10 protein-coding genes are annotated in these 19,401 nt (G+C 62.1%); 4 read left to right on the plus strand and 6 right to left on the minus strand.

The annotated features are described in order from the left end of the window. Positions 1-22: 22 nt before the first annotated feature. Entirely contained in the window at positions 23-508 is a 486-nt protein-coding gene (locus CJ178_RS01970; protein WP_052683510.1) for an aminoacyl-tRNA deacylase, read from the plus strand. Further along, positions 501-13,193 (plus strand): non-ribosomal peptide synthetase, encoded by a 12,693-nt coding sequence (locus CJ178_RS33615; RefSeq protein WP_095885995.1) that lies wholly within the window; start codon positions 501-503, stop codon positions 13,191-13,193. The genes CJ178_RS01970 and CJ178_RS33615 overlap by 8 nt, the downstream gene beginning before the upstream one ends. Here the strand turns inward: CJ178_RS33615 and CJ178_RS01980 are convergent. Together CJ178_RS01980 and CJ178_RS01985 are read right to left on the minus strand one after the other, a co-directional pair. Continuing rightward, on the minus strand, positions 13,077-13,403 hold the full coding sequence (locus CJ178_RS01980) for a DMT family transporter (RefSeq protein ID WP_084702742.1): 327 nt from the start codon (positions 13,401-13,403) through the stop codon (positions 13,077-13,079). The two genes, CJ178_RS33615 and CJ178_RS01980, sit on opposite strands and share 117 nt — an antisense overlap. Then, a complete protein-coding gene (locus tag CJ178_RS01985) occupies positions 13,400-13,750 on the minus strand; it encodes a DMT family transporter (protein WP_095887787.1) in 351 nt (116 codons plus the stop codon). Before CJ178_RS01985 ends, CJ178_RS01980 begins: the two co-directional genes overlap by 4 nt. A 354-nt stretch (positions 13,751-14,104) precedes the next feature. Here CJ178_RS01985 and map point away from each other — a divergent pair, with 354 nt between their 5' ends. Then, the gene (gene map, locus CJ178_RS01990) at positions 14,105-14,962 is read left to right on the plus strand and encodes a type I methionyl aminopeptidase (protein WP_033234952.1); all 858 of its coding nucleotides are present in this window, start codon (positions 14,105-14,107) and stop codon (positions 14,960-14,962) included. A 2-nt stretch (positions 14,963-14,964) separates the two neighbouring features. Further along, positions 14,965-16,479, plus strand: coding sequence for a cobyric acid synthase (locus CJ178_RS01995; RefSeq protein ID WP_095887788.1), 1,515 nt, complete (start codon positions 14,965-14,967; stop codon positions 16,477-16,479). Positions 16,480-16,493: 14 nt separating this feature from the next. Here CJ178_RS01995 and CJ178_RS02000 read toward each other — a convergent pair whose 3' ends face one another. The 4 genes from CJ178_RS02000 to CJ178_RS02015 all read right to left on the minus strand — a co-directional run bounded on the left by CJ178_RS02000 (position 16,494) and on the right by CJ178_RS02015 (position 19,325). Further along, entirely contained in the window at positions 16,494-17,354 is an 861-nt protein-coding gene (locus CJ178_RS02000; RefSeq protein ID WP_045067235.1) for a PhzF family phenazine biosynthesis protein, read from the minus strand. A gap of 73 nt (positions 17,355-17,427) precedes the next feature. Next, positions 17,428-17,808: a hypothetical protein gene (locus CJ178_RS02005; protein WP_033234950.1), complete on the minus strand. Its 381-nt coding sequence runs from the start codon at positions 17,806-17,808 to the stop codon at positions 17,428-17,430. 99 nt (positions 17,809-17,907) lie between these two features. After that, positions 17,908-18,324 (minus strand): ATP-binding protein, encoded by a 417-nt coding sequence (locus CJ178_RS02010; protein WP_141486061.1) that lies wholly within the window; start codon positions 18,322-18,324, stop codon positions 17,908-17,910. 197 nt (positions 18,325-18,521) lie between these two features. Continuing rightward, complete coding sequence (locus CJ178_RS02015; protein ID WP_033234949.1) at positions 18,522-19,325, minus strand: hypothetical protein; 804 nt, start codon at positions 19,323-19,325, stop codon at positions 18,522-18,524. Between the last annotated feature and the right edge of the window lie 76 nt (positions 19,326-19,401).

Consider the following 19,401-nt stretch of genomic DNA (forward strand, 5'->3'; position numbering starts at 1 on the left):
GAACAATGGGCAGGAGTGCACCGTGAATGAATTGCACGATCAAGTTGCTGCGGCGGTCGAAGAATTCAAATTCCCGGTCATTGTTCATGACCACTCCACTTTCGATCTTCCAGTTTTATCGCCGAAAGATGTTTCGAGGACACTCGGGATTCCGCTGGGTCGGATCACGAAATCGATCCTGTTGCAACAAAAGTCCGGAACCCGTCTTGTCCTTGCGGTGTGCCCGATCGATCGGCGGATCGACATGGCGTCGATTTCCCGTCATCTGGGGTTGGGTCGGCTGGAAGTGGCGGGTGAGGACAGCGTCTCGAAGAAATGTGGATATCAACGTCTCGGAGTGTCACCGCTCGGATTGCCGCGCGACATTGTGGTTGTCATCGACACATCTCTGATGGCCCACTCCACTGTCGTGGTTGGCGGCGGGAACGTCGGCGTCGAGGTCGAGCTGAGTCCGTGGGATCTTGCCGAAGCGTGCGATGGACAGAATGTGGAGATAACTGATGGATGAAATTCGACTCAGTAGCAACGACGCCCGCGTTCCCGAATCGAACGCGGATCCGGAACTTACTCCTGCCGATTCACCCTCAGATCCGTTTCCGCTGTCGTCTGCTCAATACGGTGTGTGGCTGGCGCAGCAACTCGTTCCGGAACTGCCGCACTGCATCGCCGAATACGTCGAGTTCCACGGAGAACTTGATCTTGCGCTGTTCCGCTCGGTGGCGGTAACCGCTGGACGCGAGGTCCAGTGGGCGTTCCTCCGACTGATCGAAGTCGACGGCGAGCCCCGCCAAATTCTTGATCCCAGTCAGGACAAGGAACTGGGATTTGTCGACTTTCGTGGTGAGCACGATCCGGTCGCGGCAGCACAAGCCTGGATGCGCGACGAATACACAACGCCGACGGATCCCATGCGTGAGCGTTTGATCGCGTCCTCGCTGCTGCAAGTCGGCGATGCGCATTACCTCTGGTACGGCCGGGCTCACCATGTAGCGCTCGACGCCTATGCCGCGGTGACGATGGTCAATCGCATGGGCGTGATCTACACAGCTGCTGTGGAGGGGCGTGAACCGCCGCCCAACCCGACAGTAGACCTGCGCACCTTGTACGAACTCGACTGCGCTTACCGTGCTTCAAGCCGCTTCGAGTCCGATCGCGCCTACTGGACCGAGCGACTGGGGGGCATGACTGAAGGCTCGAGTCTCGCCGAGCGGTATGCGATTCCGGTCGCCACCGACACGCTGGTGGCGTCGTCGTTGGAGGAGAATACTGTTGCGCGTCTGATGGATTCGGAAAGACACGCGAGCGGAACGTCGGCGGCCACCATCATTGCCGGGTTTGCCTGCTACCTCTCCCGGATGACGGGGCACACCGATGTCTGCGTGCAGATCCCCGTTTCCGGCCGGACAACCGCTGTGCTCCGCCGATCAGGCGGAATGCTCGTCAACATCGTTCCACTGCGGATTGATATCCGCCCCGACGACACTGTTGGCGAACTGGTCGATCGTGTCCGACTCGAGTTGACCGGTGCACTGCGCCATCAGCGCGGCAATCTCGAAGAGATCGCCCGTGGCTTGAGTGCCGGTGCGCGGCGTTCCATGGCCACCGGGCCGATCGTCAACGTGATGCTGTTCCGTCAAGAGATCAACTTCGGATCGGTGTGCGGTGAGTTCCACGTGCTGACGTCAGGTCCGATCGACGATCTGCTGGTGAATATCTATCAAAGTGGCACTCCAGTAAGAACATTCGTCGAGTTCCGGGGAAATCCGGGTCGCTATACGGAAGGCGAGTTGCAATGCCATCATCGCGGCTGCGTCGCAGTTGTCGAGGAGTTCGCCGCGGCAGGCCCGGCGACACCGATTTCCACAATCCATGCTGCTAGCGCGGTGGTGGGCAAGCGCCGGATGGAAACAGTGCAGCACCTGGACTATTGGCGGCGCAGCCTGGCAGGTCTCCCGGCGCGGTTGGACCTGCCGACGGATCGGCGTCGCTCGACCGACAGGTCCCCGCTGTTGGAATCGCGCCAGGTCGAACTGGGTGCCGAGTTGCATCGCCAGCTTGAATCCATTGCCCGCGAGCGCGGTTCGACAGTATTTGCGGTGATGCACGCAGGTCTGGCTGTACTGCTGGCTCGCCTGGCTGCCGCCGACGACATCTCGGTGGGAGCGCCGGTTCGCAGGCGGAATGAGGCAGCTGACCCAGTCGTCGACGCGGTTGTCCTGCGGACTCGAGTCGATCCGGACATCTCCTTTGCCGACCTGATAGATCAGGTAAACCGATGCGAGCGTGATGCATTCGCTCATGCCCAGGTACCAGCGGAACGGGTCGCGGAGGCTGTAGGTTCGACTCTCTTCCACGTAATGCTGGGCGTCCGTGGCTGTGAGCCGACCACGGCGGCGGATGTGGCTCTCACCGCGCCCGACGGATGGCGTTCATCCTGGAACTGCGACCTGAATATCACAGTAGCCGAGAGGTTTACCGATACCGGTCGACGTTCGGGCGTACAGGTGGATCTCGGGTTTGCCACCGACGTGTACGACCCGGAAACAATCGATATTCTCGCCGAGCGTCTGGTGCGTGTGCTCGAGTGTGGCGTCGCGAATCCTGAGGTTCGGATCTACGAGATGGATCTGCTTTTGCCGTCGGAGCATGAATACCTGACACCGGTACGGGGTGGGGCCGCACTGCCACCACGGAGTTTGCCGCTGCTTTTTGCAGAGGCTGTCGCTGCCGATCCGACCGCGATTGCTCTTGTGGGCGGCGATTGCACACTGACGTACGAAGAGCTGGATCGCCGATCGAATCGCCTGGCCCACTATCTGATCGGCCATGAGATAGGACCCGAGTCGGTGGTGGCTATCGGACTGCCGCGGTCGATCGATTCGGTGATGGCGCTATTGGCCGTCACGAAGAGCGGTGCGGCGTTTGTTCCGGTGGATCCGGGATACCCGTCGGCGCGACTCGAACACATGCTCGTCGATTCCGGGGCGGTACTCGGTGTGGCGAACACCAGCTATGCCCGAAAACTGCCTCAGACGGTTCCGTGGCTGGTGCTCGACGACCAGGACACCGCTACCGAGATCGTGGGTTCCTCCGCTGCGCCGGTGACCGACGGGCAACGGACAGCGACTCTCGACATCGACCACCCGGCATACGTGATCTACACATCCGGGTCGACCGGGATTCCGAAAGGGGTGGTGGTGCCGCACCGAGGGTTGCTCGACCTGATGACGGAGCAGTGCACACGATTCGAGACGGGGCCGCACGCGCGAATATTGCACTGTGCATCTCCGAGTTTCGACGCGTCGGTGTTCGAATTGATGTGGGCCTTGGGGTCGGGAGCCCGATTGGTGATCACGCCGCCAACCACATACGGCGGTGACGAACTCACGGCGCTGCTCGATCGCGAGAAGATCACACATGCCGTCCTCACACCTTCCGCGCTGGCATCACTGGACCCGCGGGGGCGAACCTCGCTGCAGTGCCTTGTTGTTGCCGGGGAGGCATGTTCGCCGGAATTGGCGGGTCGGTGGTCAGCCGGCCGGTTGATGTTCGACGCCTACGGCCCGACCGAGTCGACGGTCATGGCAAATGTCGGGGCGATCGAGTCGGGTAGTGAGCTACTGACACTGGGAGGTCCGATCCGCGGTCTCGCCGAAGTAGTCCTCGACGATCGACTGCGACCGGTGCCGGTCGGAGTGGTCGGGGAGTTATATCTGGGCGGCGTCGGCTTGGCGCGCGGCTATCGGAACCAGACGGGAACAACAGCGTCGAGGTTTGTTGCCGATCCGTTCGGGCCTCCGGGGCGCCGTATGTATCGCACCGGGGACATGGTGCGATGGCGCCACGATCAGGAGGGACGTCTGACAATCGAGTACTTGGGCCGCAACGATTTTCAAGTGAAAATCCGCGGTTTCCGGATAGAACTCGGCGAGATCGATGCGGCATTGACCGAACTTCCGAGCGTGGCATTTGCGGTTACACTCGGACACACCGAACCCACTGGAAACACCGAACCCACTGCAAACACCAGCTTGGCATCGTATGTGCTTCCCACCGGTGACAACAACGTCGCCCCGGCTGAATTACGAACCCACGTCCGGGGATTGCTGCCCGACTACATGGTGCCGGCAACAATCACCGTGCTCGACGCTATCCCTCTGACCCCGGTCGGCAAGCTCGATCGCGGCGCCCTGCCAGAACCCGATGTCGGGGCATCAAGATCCGAGTTCCGCCAGCCTCGAACTCCGATCGAAGAGACCATCGCCGGTGTGTTCGCCGAGGTGCTGGGCATCGAGCACCTCGGCGCCGATGCACACTTCTTCGACCTCGGCGGCAATTCTCTGAGCGCGACCAAAGCTGTGGCGCGGATCAATTCAGCGCTCAACGAGGGAGTGGGCGTGCGGGACCTGTTCGACGAACCTACCGTGACGGCGCTCGCAGGCTGGATCGAGCGCACCGACGGACGGACGTCCGCGGGGCCCGCTTTGACGGCAGGTGTGCGACCCGAGAGAGTTCCGGTGTCCCTTGCCCAGCATCGTATGTGGCTGGTCAATCAATTGGACACATCGTCGCCCGCGTACAACATTCCCATCGCGCTCCGCCTGACCGGAGAACTGGATACCGACGCCTTCCGAGCGGCGCTGACAGACGTCGTCGAGCGTCATGACACCCTTCGCACGGTGTACCCCGGATCGTCGGACGGTCCGCACCAGGTGGTTGTTCCGACAGGGCAAGTGCTTCGGGATTTCAGTCCGGTCGACGTGGCAGGTGAGAGCGAATTGCTCGGGCGCATCGAGCGGCTTGCGTCGTCCGGATTTGATGTCACCGACGAAGTTCCAGTACGGATAGCGTTGTTCAGGGTTGGCCCAGAGCAGCACGTATTGGTGATTGTGGTGCACCACATCGCTGCCGACGGTTCGTCGATGCCGCCGCTGGCCCGCGATGTGATGACCGCGTACACCGCGCGGGCGAACCGGCGAATCCCGGATTGGGCGGCGCTTGCGGTGACCTATGCCGATTACACCTTGTGGCAGCGCCGCCTGCTCGGCGTCGAATCCGATCCGGGTTCACTTGCCGGCGAGGAGCTCACGTACTGGCAACAGGCGCTGTCCGGGTTACCGGCCGTCCTGCCGTTGCCGACGGATCGAGCCCGCCCGACGTGGCGGCAGATGCGAGGAAGCGCAGTGCACTTCGAGATCGGTGCGCAGTTGCATCGCGCGCTGCAACTGCTTGCGCGCAAGCATGATTCGACGATATTCATGACCATGCATGCGGCGCTGGCCATCCTGCTCAGCCGGTTGAGTGGGAGCGGCGACATTGTGGTGGGTACTCCGGTAGCCGGGCGTGGTGAGGCTGCACTCGACGATATGGTGGGCATGTTCGTCAACACAGTGGTGTTGCGGACGGCAGTAACATCCGGGTCGTCGTTCGGGGAGGTGCTGGCGACGGTTCGAGAGAGCGATCTGGGGGCGTTCGCACACGCCCAGACCCCGTTCGAGCAAGTGGTCGAGGCAATCGATCCGGTCCGCTCGACCGCACACTCACCGTTGTTTCAAGTGATGCTCGAGTTCAGGAATGCCGCGTTACCGGAACTGGCGCTCCCGGAATTGACCGTCGAACTTCTCGACGTGGACGTCGAGGTCGCCCGGTACGACCTGCACTTGAGTCTCGCCGAGGACTTCGATCCCGGCGACGGTTCTCCCGCCGGGATGTCTGCGTCCTTCGGTTTTGCCGTCGACATTCTCGACCGGGATACCGTGCAGGGCTTTGCGGATCGATTTGTACGCATCCTCGAGGACATCGTGACTGCGCCGTCAACCCGAGTGGGGGATATCAGTCTCCTCTCGCCGGCGGAATGTGGTGAGTTGGTTCCGGTGTCGGGTGTTGCGGGTGGTCGGGTGTTGGTGTTGCCGGAGTTGTTGGCTGTGGGGGATCCGAACGCGCTGGCTGTTGTGTGTGGTGATGAGCGGTTGTCGTATGGGGAGTTGGATGGTTGGTCGAATCGGTTGGCGCGGTTGTTGATTAGCCGTGGTGTTGGTTCGGGGTCGTGTGTTGCGGTGGCGTTGTCGCGGTCGGTGTTGTCGGTGGTGGTGTTGTGTGCGGTGGCGAAGTCGGGGGCGGCGTTTGTTGCGGTTGATCCGGGGTATCCGGCGGTGCGGGTGGAGTTCATGCTTGCTGATTGTGGTGCGGTGCTGGGTGTTACGTCTTCGGAGCATGGTGGGGTGTTGCCGGGTTCGGTGCCGTGGTTGGTGCTTGATGATGTAGTGGTGGACCGGGAGTTGTCGACGCTGTCGGCTGATGCGGTGACGGATGTGGATCGGGGTGGATCGCTGTATCCGGATGGGGCGGCGTATGTGGTGTATACGTCGGGGTCGACGGGTGTGCCGAAGGGTGTGGTGGTGACGCATCGGGGTTTGGCGAATTTGGTTGTGGATCAGTGTGTTCGGTTCGGTTTGGGCGCCGACTCGGTGGTGTTGCATGGCGCGTCGCCGAGTTTTGATGCTGCGGTGCTCGAGCAGTTGTGGGCGTTGGGGTCTGGTGGTCGGTTGGTGGTTGCTCCACCGGGGGTGTTCGGGGGCGGCGAGCTTCGGGAGTTGTTGGTGCGGGAGAGGGTTTCTCATGTTGCGTTGACGCCGACGGTGTTGGGGACTGTTGATCCGTCCGGGCTTGTGGATTTGTCGACGGTGGTGGTGGGGGGTGAGGTGTGTTCGCCGGAGTTGGTGGCGCGGTGGTGTTCGCCGGGTCGGGTGGTGGTGAATACGTATGGTCCGGCGGAGGCGACGGTGCAGTCGAATGCGAGTGTGCCGTTGGTGGTGGGGGATTCGGTGACGATTGGTGGGCCGATTCGGGGTGTGGCGGAGGTTGTTCTTGATGGTTGGTTGCGTCCGGTTCCGGTGGGTGTGGTGGGGGAGTTGTATCTTTCGGGTCCTGGTTTGGCGCGCGGGTATGTGAATCGGAGAGGGTTGACTGCGTCGAGGTTTGTGGCGGATCCGTTTGGCGGCTGCGGGCGGAGGTTGTATCGGACGGGGGATGTGGTTCGGTGGCGCCGGGTTTCGGGTGGGGGTCTCGCGTTGGAGTTTGTCGGTCGTGGTGATCTGCAGGTGAAGGTGCGTGGTGTTCGGATCGAGTTGGGGGAGGTGGAGTCTGCGTTGCTGGCCTGTGTGGGGGTGGCTGGGTCGGCTGCTGCGGTGCGGGAAGATCGGCTGGTCGGGTATGTGGTGCCGGAAGCGGGGGTGGCCTTGGATTCGGCCGTGGTGGTGGCCGGTGTGGGTGAGCGTCTGGTGCGGCAGATGGTGCCGGCTGCGGTGGTGGTGGTTGACGAGTTACCGGTGACGCCGAATGGGAAGATCGACCGGGATGTATTGCCCATACCGGATTTTGACGAGCGCCTCAGCGAATTCATCCCTCCGGTAACCGAGATTGAATCGGCACTAGCAGGGTTGTTCGAGGAAGTGCTCGGACTCGAATCGGTAGGCGTGGAGGATTCGTTCTTCGCCCTCGGCGGTGACAGCATCGTTTCGATTCAATTGGTCTCACGGGCAAAGGCGACCGGAATAGTTTTCTCACCGCGAGATGTGTTCGAGCGTAAAACAGTGGCTGGGTTGGCGGAGATTGCTGTCTTCGGTGACGGACTGGAGGCAGCCACGTTGGAAGAACTGCCTGGGGGCGGGGTCGGCGAGGTTCCGTTGACGCCGATAATGCGCTGGCTCCTCGAACGGGGCACGTCGGGGTTTACTCGCTTCTCACAGGCGCTGATGCTGAATCTGCCGGAGGCAATAGACGAACAGAGCTTGGCGAGCACGATACAAGCGGTGCTCGACCATCACGACATTCTCCGGGCTCGGCTCCGGCAGCAAGCCGGTGGCCGCTGGACGTGGGAGGTGTTGCCGGAAGGAGGGATTCGAGCGGACCGCCTCATCTGCCGGGTACCGATGAGAGGGAAGCCGGGAAGTTCCCAGTTCAACAACCTCGCGTCTGCGGAGTTGGATGCTGCGGCGGATCGGCTTGATCCCGGTGCCGGTGTGGTGATGCAGGTGGTGTGGTTCGAACCTGTGGAGGATGGCGCGCACGGCTGTGTTCTTGTGGTGGTACATCATTCGGCTATCGACGGTGTGTCCTGGCGAGTGTTGGTGCCGGATCTGGCGATTGCGTGGTCGCAGATCGTGGCTGGGGTGGAACCAGAGTTGCCTGCGGTTGGAACGTCGATGCGTCGCTGGGCTCATGGGCTTGTCGAGGAGGCCCGTCGGCCGGAGCGAGTAGCGGAACTCGACCGGTGGCGAGCGATGACGGCCGGCGACGATCCGGTGATCGGGTCGCGGCCCCTCGACCCGTCGGTCGATGTGAACAGATCGACGGATCATGTTTCCGTGGAACTGCCCACCGACGTGACAGAAGCCTTGCTGACCACAGTTCCTCAGGCGTTTCACGGTGGGGTCAGCGATGGGTTGCTGTCTGCGTTGGCAGTCGCGGTCACGCAATGGCGGCGAGATCGCCGACCGATGTCGGCAGGTGCCCCGATTGCCACGACGCTCATTGCGCTCGAAGGCCATGGACGAGAGGAGAACGCGGTCCCCGGTTCGGATCTGGGTCGTACCGTCGGCTGGTTCACCACGAGTTTTCCACTGCGCCTGGATCTTGCAGACATTGATCTCGACGACGCCTGCGCAGGTGGCCCGGCATTGGCTGCCGCAGTCAAAGCTGTCAAGGAACAGATCCGGGCGGTACCCGATCACGGGATCGGGTACGGATTGTTGCGGTATCTCAACGAGGACACCGCTTTTGAGATGCGGGAGCTCGCAACACCGCAGATCGGATTCAACTATCTAGGGCGCGTCGGAGCATCAATCTCAGACGGAATCGGATGGTCGCCACTAGATGAAAATCGCAGGCTCGGCGGCTCCGACCGTGGTGGTGCTCAGGATCCTGACATGCCGATAGCGAGCGTCCTGGAGATCAACGCCATGACTCTCGGTAGCCAGGGCAAGCCCCGATTACGTGCGACGTGGTCATTCCCAACGGGGGTGCTGACTGTCGACGAGGTGAGCGAGCTGGCACGGTTGTGGACCGAAGTGTTGACCGCGCTGGCCGACCATCCCATCGGGGGGCGGACACCGTCGGACCTGGCCTTGGTCAGTCTCGGCCAAGGTGAGATCGACGTGCTCGAGGACAGGTATCCCGCATTGAGTGATGTGTGGCCGTTGTCCCCGCTTCAGTCCGGTTTGCTGTTCCATGCCCTGTTGTCCGAGGAGTCGATAGACGCGTACGTCGTGCAATTGACCGTCGAATTGCGGGGTGAGGTCGATTCGGAGCGTTTGCGTCAGGCGGGTCAGGTGGTGCTCGATCGCTACCCGAATCTGAGGACCGCATTTGTCTCCGACCTCGAACCCGGGCCGGTGCAGGTGGTTCAGGAACACCTGACGGTCGTGTGGTCGGAGATGGACCTCTCGGAACTCGACGAGGAAGCGCGCCGCCTGGAATTGGATCGGGTGATGGCCGCTGACAGAGCACGCCGTTTTGATCCCACGCGTGCGCCGCTGCTGCGCTGGTTGCTCATGACTACAGGTCCGCAGAGCTACCGGCTCGTAATGACCAATCATCATCTGCTGCTCGACGGTTGGTCGACGCCACTCTTGTTGCGTGAAGTGCTGCTGGCTTATGCCGCAGGTGAAGATGCCTTGCCCAGGGCGTACCCGTACCGCGACTACCTGGCGTGGATCAACCGGCAAGATACCGCTGGATCTGTGGACGAGTGGGTCAAACAACTTGCCGGCGCCCCGAGCCCTACCCTGGTCGCACCTGCCGATCCTGGTCGTCGGTACAGCGAGTCGCGGGATGTGTTCGGTGAGTTGACCGAGGAGCAGACTGCGGGGTTGATGTCGTTTGTTCGGGGTCGGGGGGTGACTGTGAATTCGGTGATCGAGATGGCATGGTCGATTGTGTTGGGTGGGTGGACTTCTCGTGATGATGTGACATTCGGTTCGACGGTGGCTGGTCGTCCTCCGCAGGTTGCGGGTGTGGAGTCGATGATCGGTTTGTTTGTCAATACGGTGCCGGTGCGGGTTCGGTTGGATCGGGGGGAGACTCTTGGTTCGCTTCTCGGCCGGATTCAGGCTGAGCAGGCTGGGCTTTTGGATCATCAGTATGTGGGTTTGGCGGATATTCAGCGGGTGGCGGGGCCGGGTGCGGTGTTCGACTCGATGACGGTGTTCGAGTCGTATCCGGTCGATCGTGGTGGGTTGACTGCGGAGACGGATATTGCGGGTATGCGGGTGGTTGATGTGAGTGGTGTTGACGCTGCGCACTATCCGATCGGCGTCGTTGCGCACCTGGACAACCGACTACACATCAGAATCAAGTATCTACCGGAACTTTTCGACAACGACACGATGAGCAGTGCTGTGCAGCGGGTTCTGCGTGTCATCAACACCACAGTCGCAGATCCTGACCTACCACTTGCAGCGCTGGACGTGCTCTCGCCCTCGGAGCGGCGGGAACTGGCTCCAGTTCAGGGTGGTTTGTCCGCGAAAGAACATGTGCTTCCGGAATTACTGTCGGCTGCGCGGGATCCGAACGCACTGGCAGTCGTGTGTGGTGATGAGCGGTTGTCGTATGGGGAGTTGGATGGTTGGTCGAATCGGTTGGCGCGGTTGTTGATTAGCCGTGGTGTTGGTTCGGGGTCGTGTGTTGCGGTGGCGTTGTCGCGGTCGGTGTTGTCGGTGGTGGCGTTGTGTGCGGTGGCGAAGTCGGGGGCGGCGTTTGTTGCGGTTGATCCGGGGTATCCGGCGGCGCGGGTGGAGTTCATGCTTGCTGATTGTGGTGCGGTGCTGGGTGTTACGTCTTCGGATCATGGTGGGGTGTTGCCGGGTTCGGTGCCGTGGGTGGTGCTCGATGATCCCGAGTTCGAGGGTGCGTTGGCGGGGTTTGATGCTGGGCCGGTGACGGATGCGGATCGGGGCGGAACACTGCGTCCGGATGGGGCGGCGTATGTGGTGTATACGTCGGGGTCGACCGGTGTGCCGAAGGGTGTGGTGGTGCCGCATCGGGGGTTGGCGAATTTGGTTGTGGATCAGTGTGTTCGGTTCGGTTTGGGTGCCGACTCGGTGGTGTTGCATGGCGCGTCGCCGAGTTTTGATGCTGCGATGTTGGAGCAGTTGTGGGCGTTGGGTTCTGGTGGCCGGTTGGTGGTTGCTCCGCCGGGGGTGTTCGGTGGGGAGGATCTTCGGGAGTTGTTGGTGCGGGAGAGGGTTTCTCATGTTGCGTTGACGCCGACGGTGTTGGGGACTGTTGATCCGTCCGGTCTGGAGGATTTGTCGACGGTGGTGGTGGGGGGTGAGGTGTGTTCGCCGGAGTTGGTGGCGCGGTGGTGTTCGCCGGGTCGGGTGGTGGTGAATACGTATGGTCCGGCGGAGGCGACGGTGCAGTCGAATGCGAGTGTGCCGTTGGTGGTGGGGGATCCGGTGACTATTGGTGGCCCGATTCGGGGTGTGGCGGAGGTTGTTCTTGATGGTTGGTTGCGTCCGGTTCCGGTGGGTGCGGTGGGGGAGTTGTATCTTTCGGGTCCTGGTTTGGCGCGCGGGTATGTGAATCGGAGAGGGTTGACTGCGTCGAGGTTTGTGGCGGATCCGTTTGGCGGCGGTGGGCGGAGGTTGTATCGGACGGGGGATGTGGTTCGGTGGCGCCGGGTTTCGGGTGGGGGTCTCGCGTTGGAGTTTGTGGGTCGTGGTGATCTGCAGGTGAAGGTGCGTGGTGTTCGGATCGAGTTGGGGGAGGTGGAGTCGGCGCTGTTGGGGTGTGTGGGGGTGGTTCGGGCGGCTGCTGCGGTGCGGGAAGATCGGTTGGTCGGGTATGTGGTGCCGGAACCGTCTGTGAACCTGGATATTTCGACGATTGTGGATTGTGTGGCAGGACGGGTGCCTGCGCAGATGGTGCCCGCTGCGGTGGTGGTGGTTGACGAGTTGCCGGTCACTCCGAATGGGAAGATCGACCGGGATGCATTGCCCACACCCGACTTCGAAGCCCAGCGCGCAGAATATCGGCCGCCTCGAGAAGGCGTGGAAGCCGCCGTCGCCGCAGCGTTTGCAGATGCACTGGGTATATCGCGAGTGGGCGCCGACGACAATTTCTTTGCACTCGGAGGCAATTCGTTGACAGCCACCGCAGTGGCTGCGCGATTGCATCAATCGATTGAGACCGAAGTGCCGGTTCACTGGATTTTCACCGAGTCGACGCCCGCGACGTTGGCGCACCGAATTGCGACGTGCACAGCGGAGACGAACGACGCGGTCGGGGTAATGCTTCCCCTGCGGGCCACGGGGAATCGTGAACCGCTCTTTTGTGTCCATCCCGCGGTCGGGTTGGCGTGGTGTTTCAGTGGATTGGTGCAGTATGTGGACAGTGACCGCCCGATCTACGGAATCCAATCACCCGCACTGACAGATTCGTCCGTGCATTTCGATTCGCTCGACGATCTCGCGGCCCGCTACGTCCGTGAGATCCGATCCGTGCAGCCACACGGGCCCTATCATCTGCTCGGATACTCGGTGGGTGGCCAGATCGCACATGCAATGGCGGCCAGGCTTCGTCGTGACGGTGCTGACGTTGCAACGCTCGCGATGATGGACAGTCGCTTGATGACGGAGGTTGACGCTCCGATGCCGTCTGTCGCGCGATTGGTCGCCGAGTTCGCCGAGGTTGATTCTCTCGATGCGCTCGAGGAAGACCCCACATTCGATCAGGTCGCGGAGTTGTTGCGCCGCAAGGGCGGATTCTTTTCGACACTGACGGCCGATCACCTCGGGACTTTGTACCGGCAGTACTGCAAGCTGGTCGATGATGCCGTGGCGCACCACCCGTCGAACCTTGATCTCTCCGATCTTCTCTACTTCAGCTCTGTGGAATCGCGCGAAGCCGAAAGGAATGGCGGACCCGAAGGCTCGATCGGGGCAGCGGACTGGAAGGACTACATCGTGGGCGACATCCACGAGTACAAGATCCCCACGACGCATGAGCAGATGACGAGCCCTCCGGGTTTGGCAGTCATCGGTCCGATCCTGAATCGCCACCTGGCGTCGGTTGGCCTAGTGACCGGCGCCGAGTTCGATGAGGACAACACCGGCGGCAATCAGGGCAATTCCCGCCGCCATGAGCTTCGTCAGGGCTTCGCGAAACAGGATTCGGCACGCGAGGGCAGTTAGCGCCACCCCGCAGGCCGTCCAGATTCCGTACGCCACTCCGAGGGCAAGGCCGGCGTCGAGCGCGAGTGTCAGAAATGCGAAGGAGGCCACATAGCCCGCGCCCACCACGACGAACCACTTCTTGTTGCTTCCAGTTTGCGACGCCATACGCAGCGCCAGGGTGGCGGAAACCTCGGACAGGATCGCCGCGATCAGAAATATCCAGGTCACGCGGGGTCACCCGATTCGCGAGTGGCGGCTGCTTGCGAGCCGAGTTCGACACACAAGACTCCACCGATGACCAAGGCAATGCCAAGTCCCATCGTCGCAGTCAAGGGATCGCCGAAGAGAAGCGTTGCGAGAATTGCGGTCAGGACAACTCCGGTCGCTCCCCAGATTCCGTATGCAACACCAAGTCCCATACCTGCGCGGAGAACGAACGACAGCGCGGTGAAGGCTGCCACGTATCCCACCGCGACCACTACGTACCAGGCAGGGTGATCGAGAGCTGCGCGCAACGAGAGCGTGGCGGTGACCTCGGTCACGATTGCGGCAATCAGTAGTAGCCATTTCTTCACAAGCCGTGATTCTGTCAGAGCAGTAGCCGCTGCTCCGACGGAGAACTTGCGGCGACGCAGATTCTCGACTGGCATCACTCCCAGGTGCAGCGCCTGGACTCGGTGATCGATCGCGCTTCGGCCCCGTCCGGCGGAGGTTTCCTCGACAGCGAGTACCTGGCAGCGGCCCACGCCGTCGTCCAACGGAATGTTCGAGCTGTACGGGCTCGATGACACACAACCGGCTTCGACGACGCTCAGACGTGGACGCGGATCCTGCAGTCAACGACTTGCCGTGCTGGAGGCGCTGGCCCGCAGTCGCGGGAACTGGAGTGCGTCCGGCTAGCACCGTGATCGGGGGCTAGGCTGTTCGGCATGTCTGTGCGTACACCGTTGGTCCCCGGAACCGTCTCACCTGTCCTTGCTGTGCCCTCGAAGATCGAGCGGCCCGAGTACGCGTGGAAGCCGACAGCCAAGGAAGGCAACGAGCCTTGGGTCCAGACGCCGGAGACCATCGAGGCGATGCGCGTCGCGAGCAAGATCGCCGCGCGGGCGTTGCAGGAAGCGGGCAAGGCCGTTGCACCTGGCGTCACGACTGACGAGCTGGACCGCATTGCTCACGAGTACATGATCGATCACGGTGCGTACCCGTCGACGTTGGGCTACAAGAGCTTTCCCAAGTCCTGCTGCACCTCCCTCAACGAGGTGATCTGCCATGGAATCCCCGATTCCACGGTCATCCAGGACGGTGACATCGTCAATATCGACGTCACCGCATACATCGGCGGCGTGCACGGCGACACCAACGCCACCTTCCTCGCCGGTGATGTATCCGAGGAGCATCGACTTCTTGTCGAGCGCACCCACGAAGCCACGATGCGGGCGATCAAGGCCGTCAAGCCGGGCCGCGCGCTCAACGTGATCGGTCGCGTCATCGAGTCTTATGCTCACCGATTCGGATACGGCGTCGTGCGTGATTTCACGGGCCACGGCATCGGCGAGACCTTCCACAACGGCCTCGTGATCCTGCACTACGACGAGCCCGGCGTCGAAACGATCATCGAACCCGGAATGGTCTTCACCATCGAACCGATGATCAACCTCGGCGGCATCGACTACGAAATCTGGGAAGACGACTGGACCGTGGTCACCAAGGACCGCAAGTGGACGGCTCAGTTCGAGCACACCCTGGTTGTCACCGACACCGGTGCCGAGATCCTGACTCTGCCTTGACCCTGCGCGGTGCCCTGCTCGTAGCGGGTACGACCTCCGACGCGGGCAAGAGTGTCCTTGTCGCCGGGTTGTGTCGGATGCTGGCGCGTCGCGGTGTACGCGTCGCGCCCTTCAAGGCGCAGAACATGTCCAACAACTCCGTCGTCACTCTCGACGGCGGGGAGATCGGCCGTGCTCAGGCACTTCAAGCCCGTGCCTGCGGTCTCGAACCGAGTGTGCGGTTCAACCCGGTACTGCTCAAGCCGGGAAGTGACCGGACATCGCAGCTGGTCGTTCGTGGCAAGGCGATGACAACTGTCGGTGCGCGGGACTACATGCAGCACCGTGCGTGGCTGCGCGGCGTCGTCGCGGAGGATCTGGCGTCGTTGCGTAGCGACTTCGACGTCGTGATTTGTGAGGGTGCCGGTTCACCGGCTGAAATCAATTTGCGGGCAACCGATCTCGCGAACATGGGATTGGCGGAAGCGGCTTCCATTCCGGTGATCGTGGTCGGCGACATCGACCGCGGTGGGGTGCTGGCTCATCTGTTCGGAACAGTCGCGGTTCTCTCGCCGAGTGATCAGGCCTTGATCGCCGGCTTTGTGATCAACAAATTCCGTGGTGACGTCGGGCTGCTCGAGCCAGGACTCGAACAACTCCGCGAACTGACCGGACGCCCGACGCTGGGTGTCATCCCGTTTGCCGACGAACTGTGGCTCGACGCGGAGGATTCGCTGGGAGTCACCGGTAATGCACCGGTGGGTCGCCCCGGACAGCCCGTCGGTTCGGCGTGGTTGACGGTCGCGGCAGTTCGGTTGCCGCGCATTTCCAATTCGACGGACGTCGAAGCTCTCGCCTGCGAACCGGGTGTTGCGGTTTCGTGGGTCACTGACCCGGCACGTATTCGCGATGCAGACCTCGTGGTGATTCCAGGCAGCAAGTCCACCGTGAGTGATCTCGAGTGGTTGCGCAGCACGGGCCTGGCCGACGAGATCATCGCTCGAGCAGGCCGCGGGCAAGCCATCCTGGGAATCTGTGGTGGTTATCAGATGTTGGGCAGATCCATCGTCGACGACGTCGAATCAGGATCGGGCACTACTGCCGGACTCGGATTGCTCGAACTCGACATCGAATTCGCTTCGGACAAGGTGCTGGCTCAGGTCGACGGTCACTACGACGGTATTCCGGTGTCCGGGTACGAGATTCATCATGGACGGGTGATCCGCAACAACGATCTTCCGTTGTTGACCGCTGCCGACGGTTCGCCGGAAGGAAGTGTTCGAGGGTCGGTTCGCGGCACCCACTGGCATGGACTTCTGGAAAGCGATGCCTATCGCCGCACCTTCCTGACGGACATTGCCGGTGTGGGGTTTGTCGTGGCGCCGGATACCTTGGTGGCTGCGGTTCGTGAACAGCAACTCGACCTCCTTGCAGACCTCGTCGAGAAGTACCTCGATCAGGATGCTCTCGAGGAACTGATCGGCGGGGGAGTCCCGAATGGATTGCCCGTCATCACCTCTCAGGTGAATTACGTCTGACGCTCGCTAGGTTCCTACGCGGTGATCGGGACAGCCGTTCCCGTTACAGCGATGCCTCCCTGTACCGGAATATCGACGAGTAGGACGCTCGGACGGCCGACGTGTCTGCCCTGGTGGATTGTGATGCGCCGAGGAGTGTCAGCGGGATCGAGTGCCCGCAGGTATCCGCCGGTGGAAGCTGCCGCAGATCCTGTTGCCGGGTCTTCGGTGATGTTGCCCGCGGGGAAGAGATTTCGGGCTTCGAAAGTGTTGGCGTCCAATTGATGCAGGAAGGTCACGGTTCCGGCCCAGCCTTGTGCGTCCATGAGTGTGCGCATTGCCGCGGGGTCGAAGGTGAACTGGTCGAAGGTCGATTTGTCACTGAGAACCACAATCGGATGGGTGTTTCCGGCATACGACAGCTGCGGCGGAAAGTTGGTGTCGATTGCCGACGAGTCGATGCCCACGAGGCCGAGCAGTGCAGTGAGCACGGCATGGTCGATGGGCGAGACTGCAGGTTCCACGCTGGTGAACGTTGCGTGAATGCCTGATGCCTCTGTTGTGGTCGTGATCGACACCGGTCCGACGGATGTCTCGAACGTGAAGGTTCCGGCGCCGTCACGTTCGGTGAGCGCCACCGCCGTGGCAATGGTGGCGTGACCGCAAAACGGAATTTCCGCAATAGGGGAAAAGTATCGAATAACGTTGTGTTGCTTGTCTTCCTCGGATCCAGGCTTGGTGACAAATGCAGTCTCCGCGTATCCGATGTCCGTTGCGATGGCCTGCAACTCCGCGTCGCTCAGCCCCCGTGCGTCCAGCAACACTCCTGCGGGATTGCCGCCCGCGGGATCGGAGCTGAATGCGGTATATCGAAGGATATCGGGTGTGATGGCCATGGAACTATCGTCCCTCGTGGACGTGCCGGCAACAAATGGCCGGATGGTCGGAACTGGACTGCGAGCGTTTCGATCAGCCCGCGTAGCGCCAGCTGTAGGCGCACAGCAAGCCCCAGGTGGCCGCGAATCCAGCGACCTTGAGCCGCGTTGCGGTTCCGGGCAGCGTCGATCCGAAGATTGCGGCGTCACCGAGATCGGCTGCGGCTCGGAACGCGACAGCGCCGCGACGCGCCGGCCCGTACGGTGCCATGGCCAGCAGAAGTCCGCTCGCGACATCGCGCGCTCCAACCGCCCTGATCACGGTCGCTACTTCCGGTGCGATGCTGCCGTCAGCCTTGGTGAGTTTGCACGGCTTCGCAAGAATTCTCGGTGAGAGGACGAGGGCGGCGCTGTAGGCGGCGGTCAGGACACCGAGAGCTTGAGGGAGCAATCGCGCAGTGGGGATTGGCGTCATGATCTCTGTGTACCCACAATCCGTTGTCCTACCTCCGTCGCACATACCGTCTGTTTGTGCTGAGGACTCCAGCTGGACGCTCGTCGTCCGTGGATGGAATCAGGGGTCAGCCTTCAGTGTCATGTCCATGGTGACGGTCACAGCCCACATCTCGGTAGGGCCTGCGACTGCGGACGGACACTGCTCGAGAGCGACGCTGTCCACCAGCTTTTGCAGCACGAACCAACTGAATGAGGTTGTACTGGTGTCGACCATTGCCGACGTCGTCCCGGTGAGGATCACCGACACGCTGCCAGGGTCGGCTCCGACGGTGCACGTGAGAGTGCTGCAGGTAGGCGTGTGGCGCAGAAGAGTGCTCGCTGCTTCATCGACCGCGAGAACGAGGTCTGCCACAGCGTCGGCTGCTAGGTCGTGGTGTCTGCCCCTCGACCGGACGAGAGCTCGCAGGATATGGAGCTGATCAGCGGTGGCGGCTACGGACAGTGAAGGTAAAGGGAAAGACTCGTCGACAACCATGAGTGCTCCTACGATGCGTTGCGGTGTCGTGTCAGGAAGCAGCGGCGGCGGACCGTCCTGATGACTACCAGTGCGCGCATCAAAAGGTGCTCTTTCCAGTGGCCTCCCGTCGAAACGATTCGGCAGGGACAGGCCAGATGCCGTCTGTAGTGCATTCGTAGCCGGATCGAAGGCGGATGGGTCGGACGTGGGAAATATCAGGTGTCGAACTCGGCAGCAAGATCCCTGGCCTGCGTCAGCTTCGTCGCCGCCCGCTCCGCGGCTTCCTCGGCGGTGCGCCGAGCGGACTCGGCAAACCGGCACTCCTGCTCGGCCTGTGACAAAGCCTCTCGGAGATCGGAGACCTTCTGCGCCGCCTCGTTCACCCTCGCAGTAGCCGAGTCGAGTTCCGAAGTAGCCTGATGCGCAGCAGTTTCCGCGTCACTGACGCGAGCCTGGGCCTGTTTTCGCGCGGCCCCAGTCGGCTGTCCTTTCGGCTCGGCGTCGGAAGGCGCCGGTGCGGTCGGTTCAGGTACCGATGCGAGCGCGGCAGGGCCGAAGCCGCTGTACGACACTGAGCCCAGCATCCGGCCGCGACGTAGATCGGCGCCGATATCGGGTTCGGAGAGCGCCGCCGACAGTGACTGCCCGATCTCGCGCATCACTGTCTCCGACAGCGGGCGGCCACGATCTTGTGCCGCGGCCGAGGCGCGTTCGGTCAGCGCTGAGATGACGGCCGCTCGCCGGGAAGCCAGGGACCGCAACTCTTCAGCGCGTAGGGCCTGTTGTGCGGATCGCAGTGCTGCTCCGAGTTCGAGCAAACGATCGACGCTTTCCGGCTCGACCCGAACGAGAAGGTTGAGAGCCCATCCCGTTGTCGTGGGTTTGCGCAGGGCATTCAGATTTTTCGCCAGCGTCGTATCGCCCAACTCCTTGGCGCGCGCGACTGCGGCGCGTCGCGCGCCGATGAATTCGGACGGGTCGAGTGCGTAGAGTTCGTCGGCTGTGCTGTCGAAGTCCACACATCATTGTTACACCGGGAACGCCGTGGCACCGCGATCGCCAACGGGAGTCGTACTCGGACTCGCTGGGCATACA

It is taken from the genome of Rhodococcus sp. ACPA4, from assembly GCF_002300185.1.
GTDB lineage: Bacteria > Actinomycetota > Actinomycetes > Mycobacteriales > Mycobacteriaceae > Rhodococcus_F > Rhodococcus_F globerula.

Coding starts and splice junctions, on each gene's coding strand:
- CJ178_RS02010 (WP_141486061.1), bottom strand. CDS start 18,324: ATGGTTGTCGACGAGTCTTTCCCTTTACCTTCACTGTCCGTAGCCGCC.
- CJ178_RS02005 (WP_033234950.1), bottom strand. CDS start 17,808: ATGACGCCAATCCCCACTGCGCGATTGCTCCCTCAAGCTCTCGGTGTC.
- CJ178_RS02000 (WP_045067235.1), bottom strand. CDS start 17,354: ATGGCCATCACACCCGATATCCTTCGATATACCGCATTCAGCTCCGAT.
- CJ178_RS33615 (WP_095885995.1), top strand. CDS start 501: ATGGATGAAATTCGACTCAGTAGCAACGACGCCCGCGTTCCCGAATCG.
- map (WP_033234952.1), top strand. CDS start 14,105: ATGTCTGTGCGTACACCGTTGGTCCCCGGAACCGTCTCACCTGTCCTT.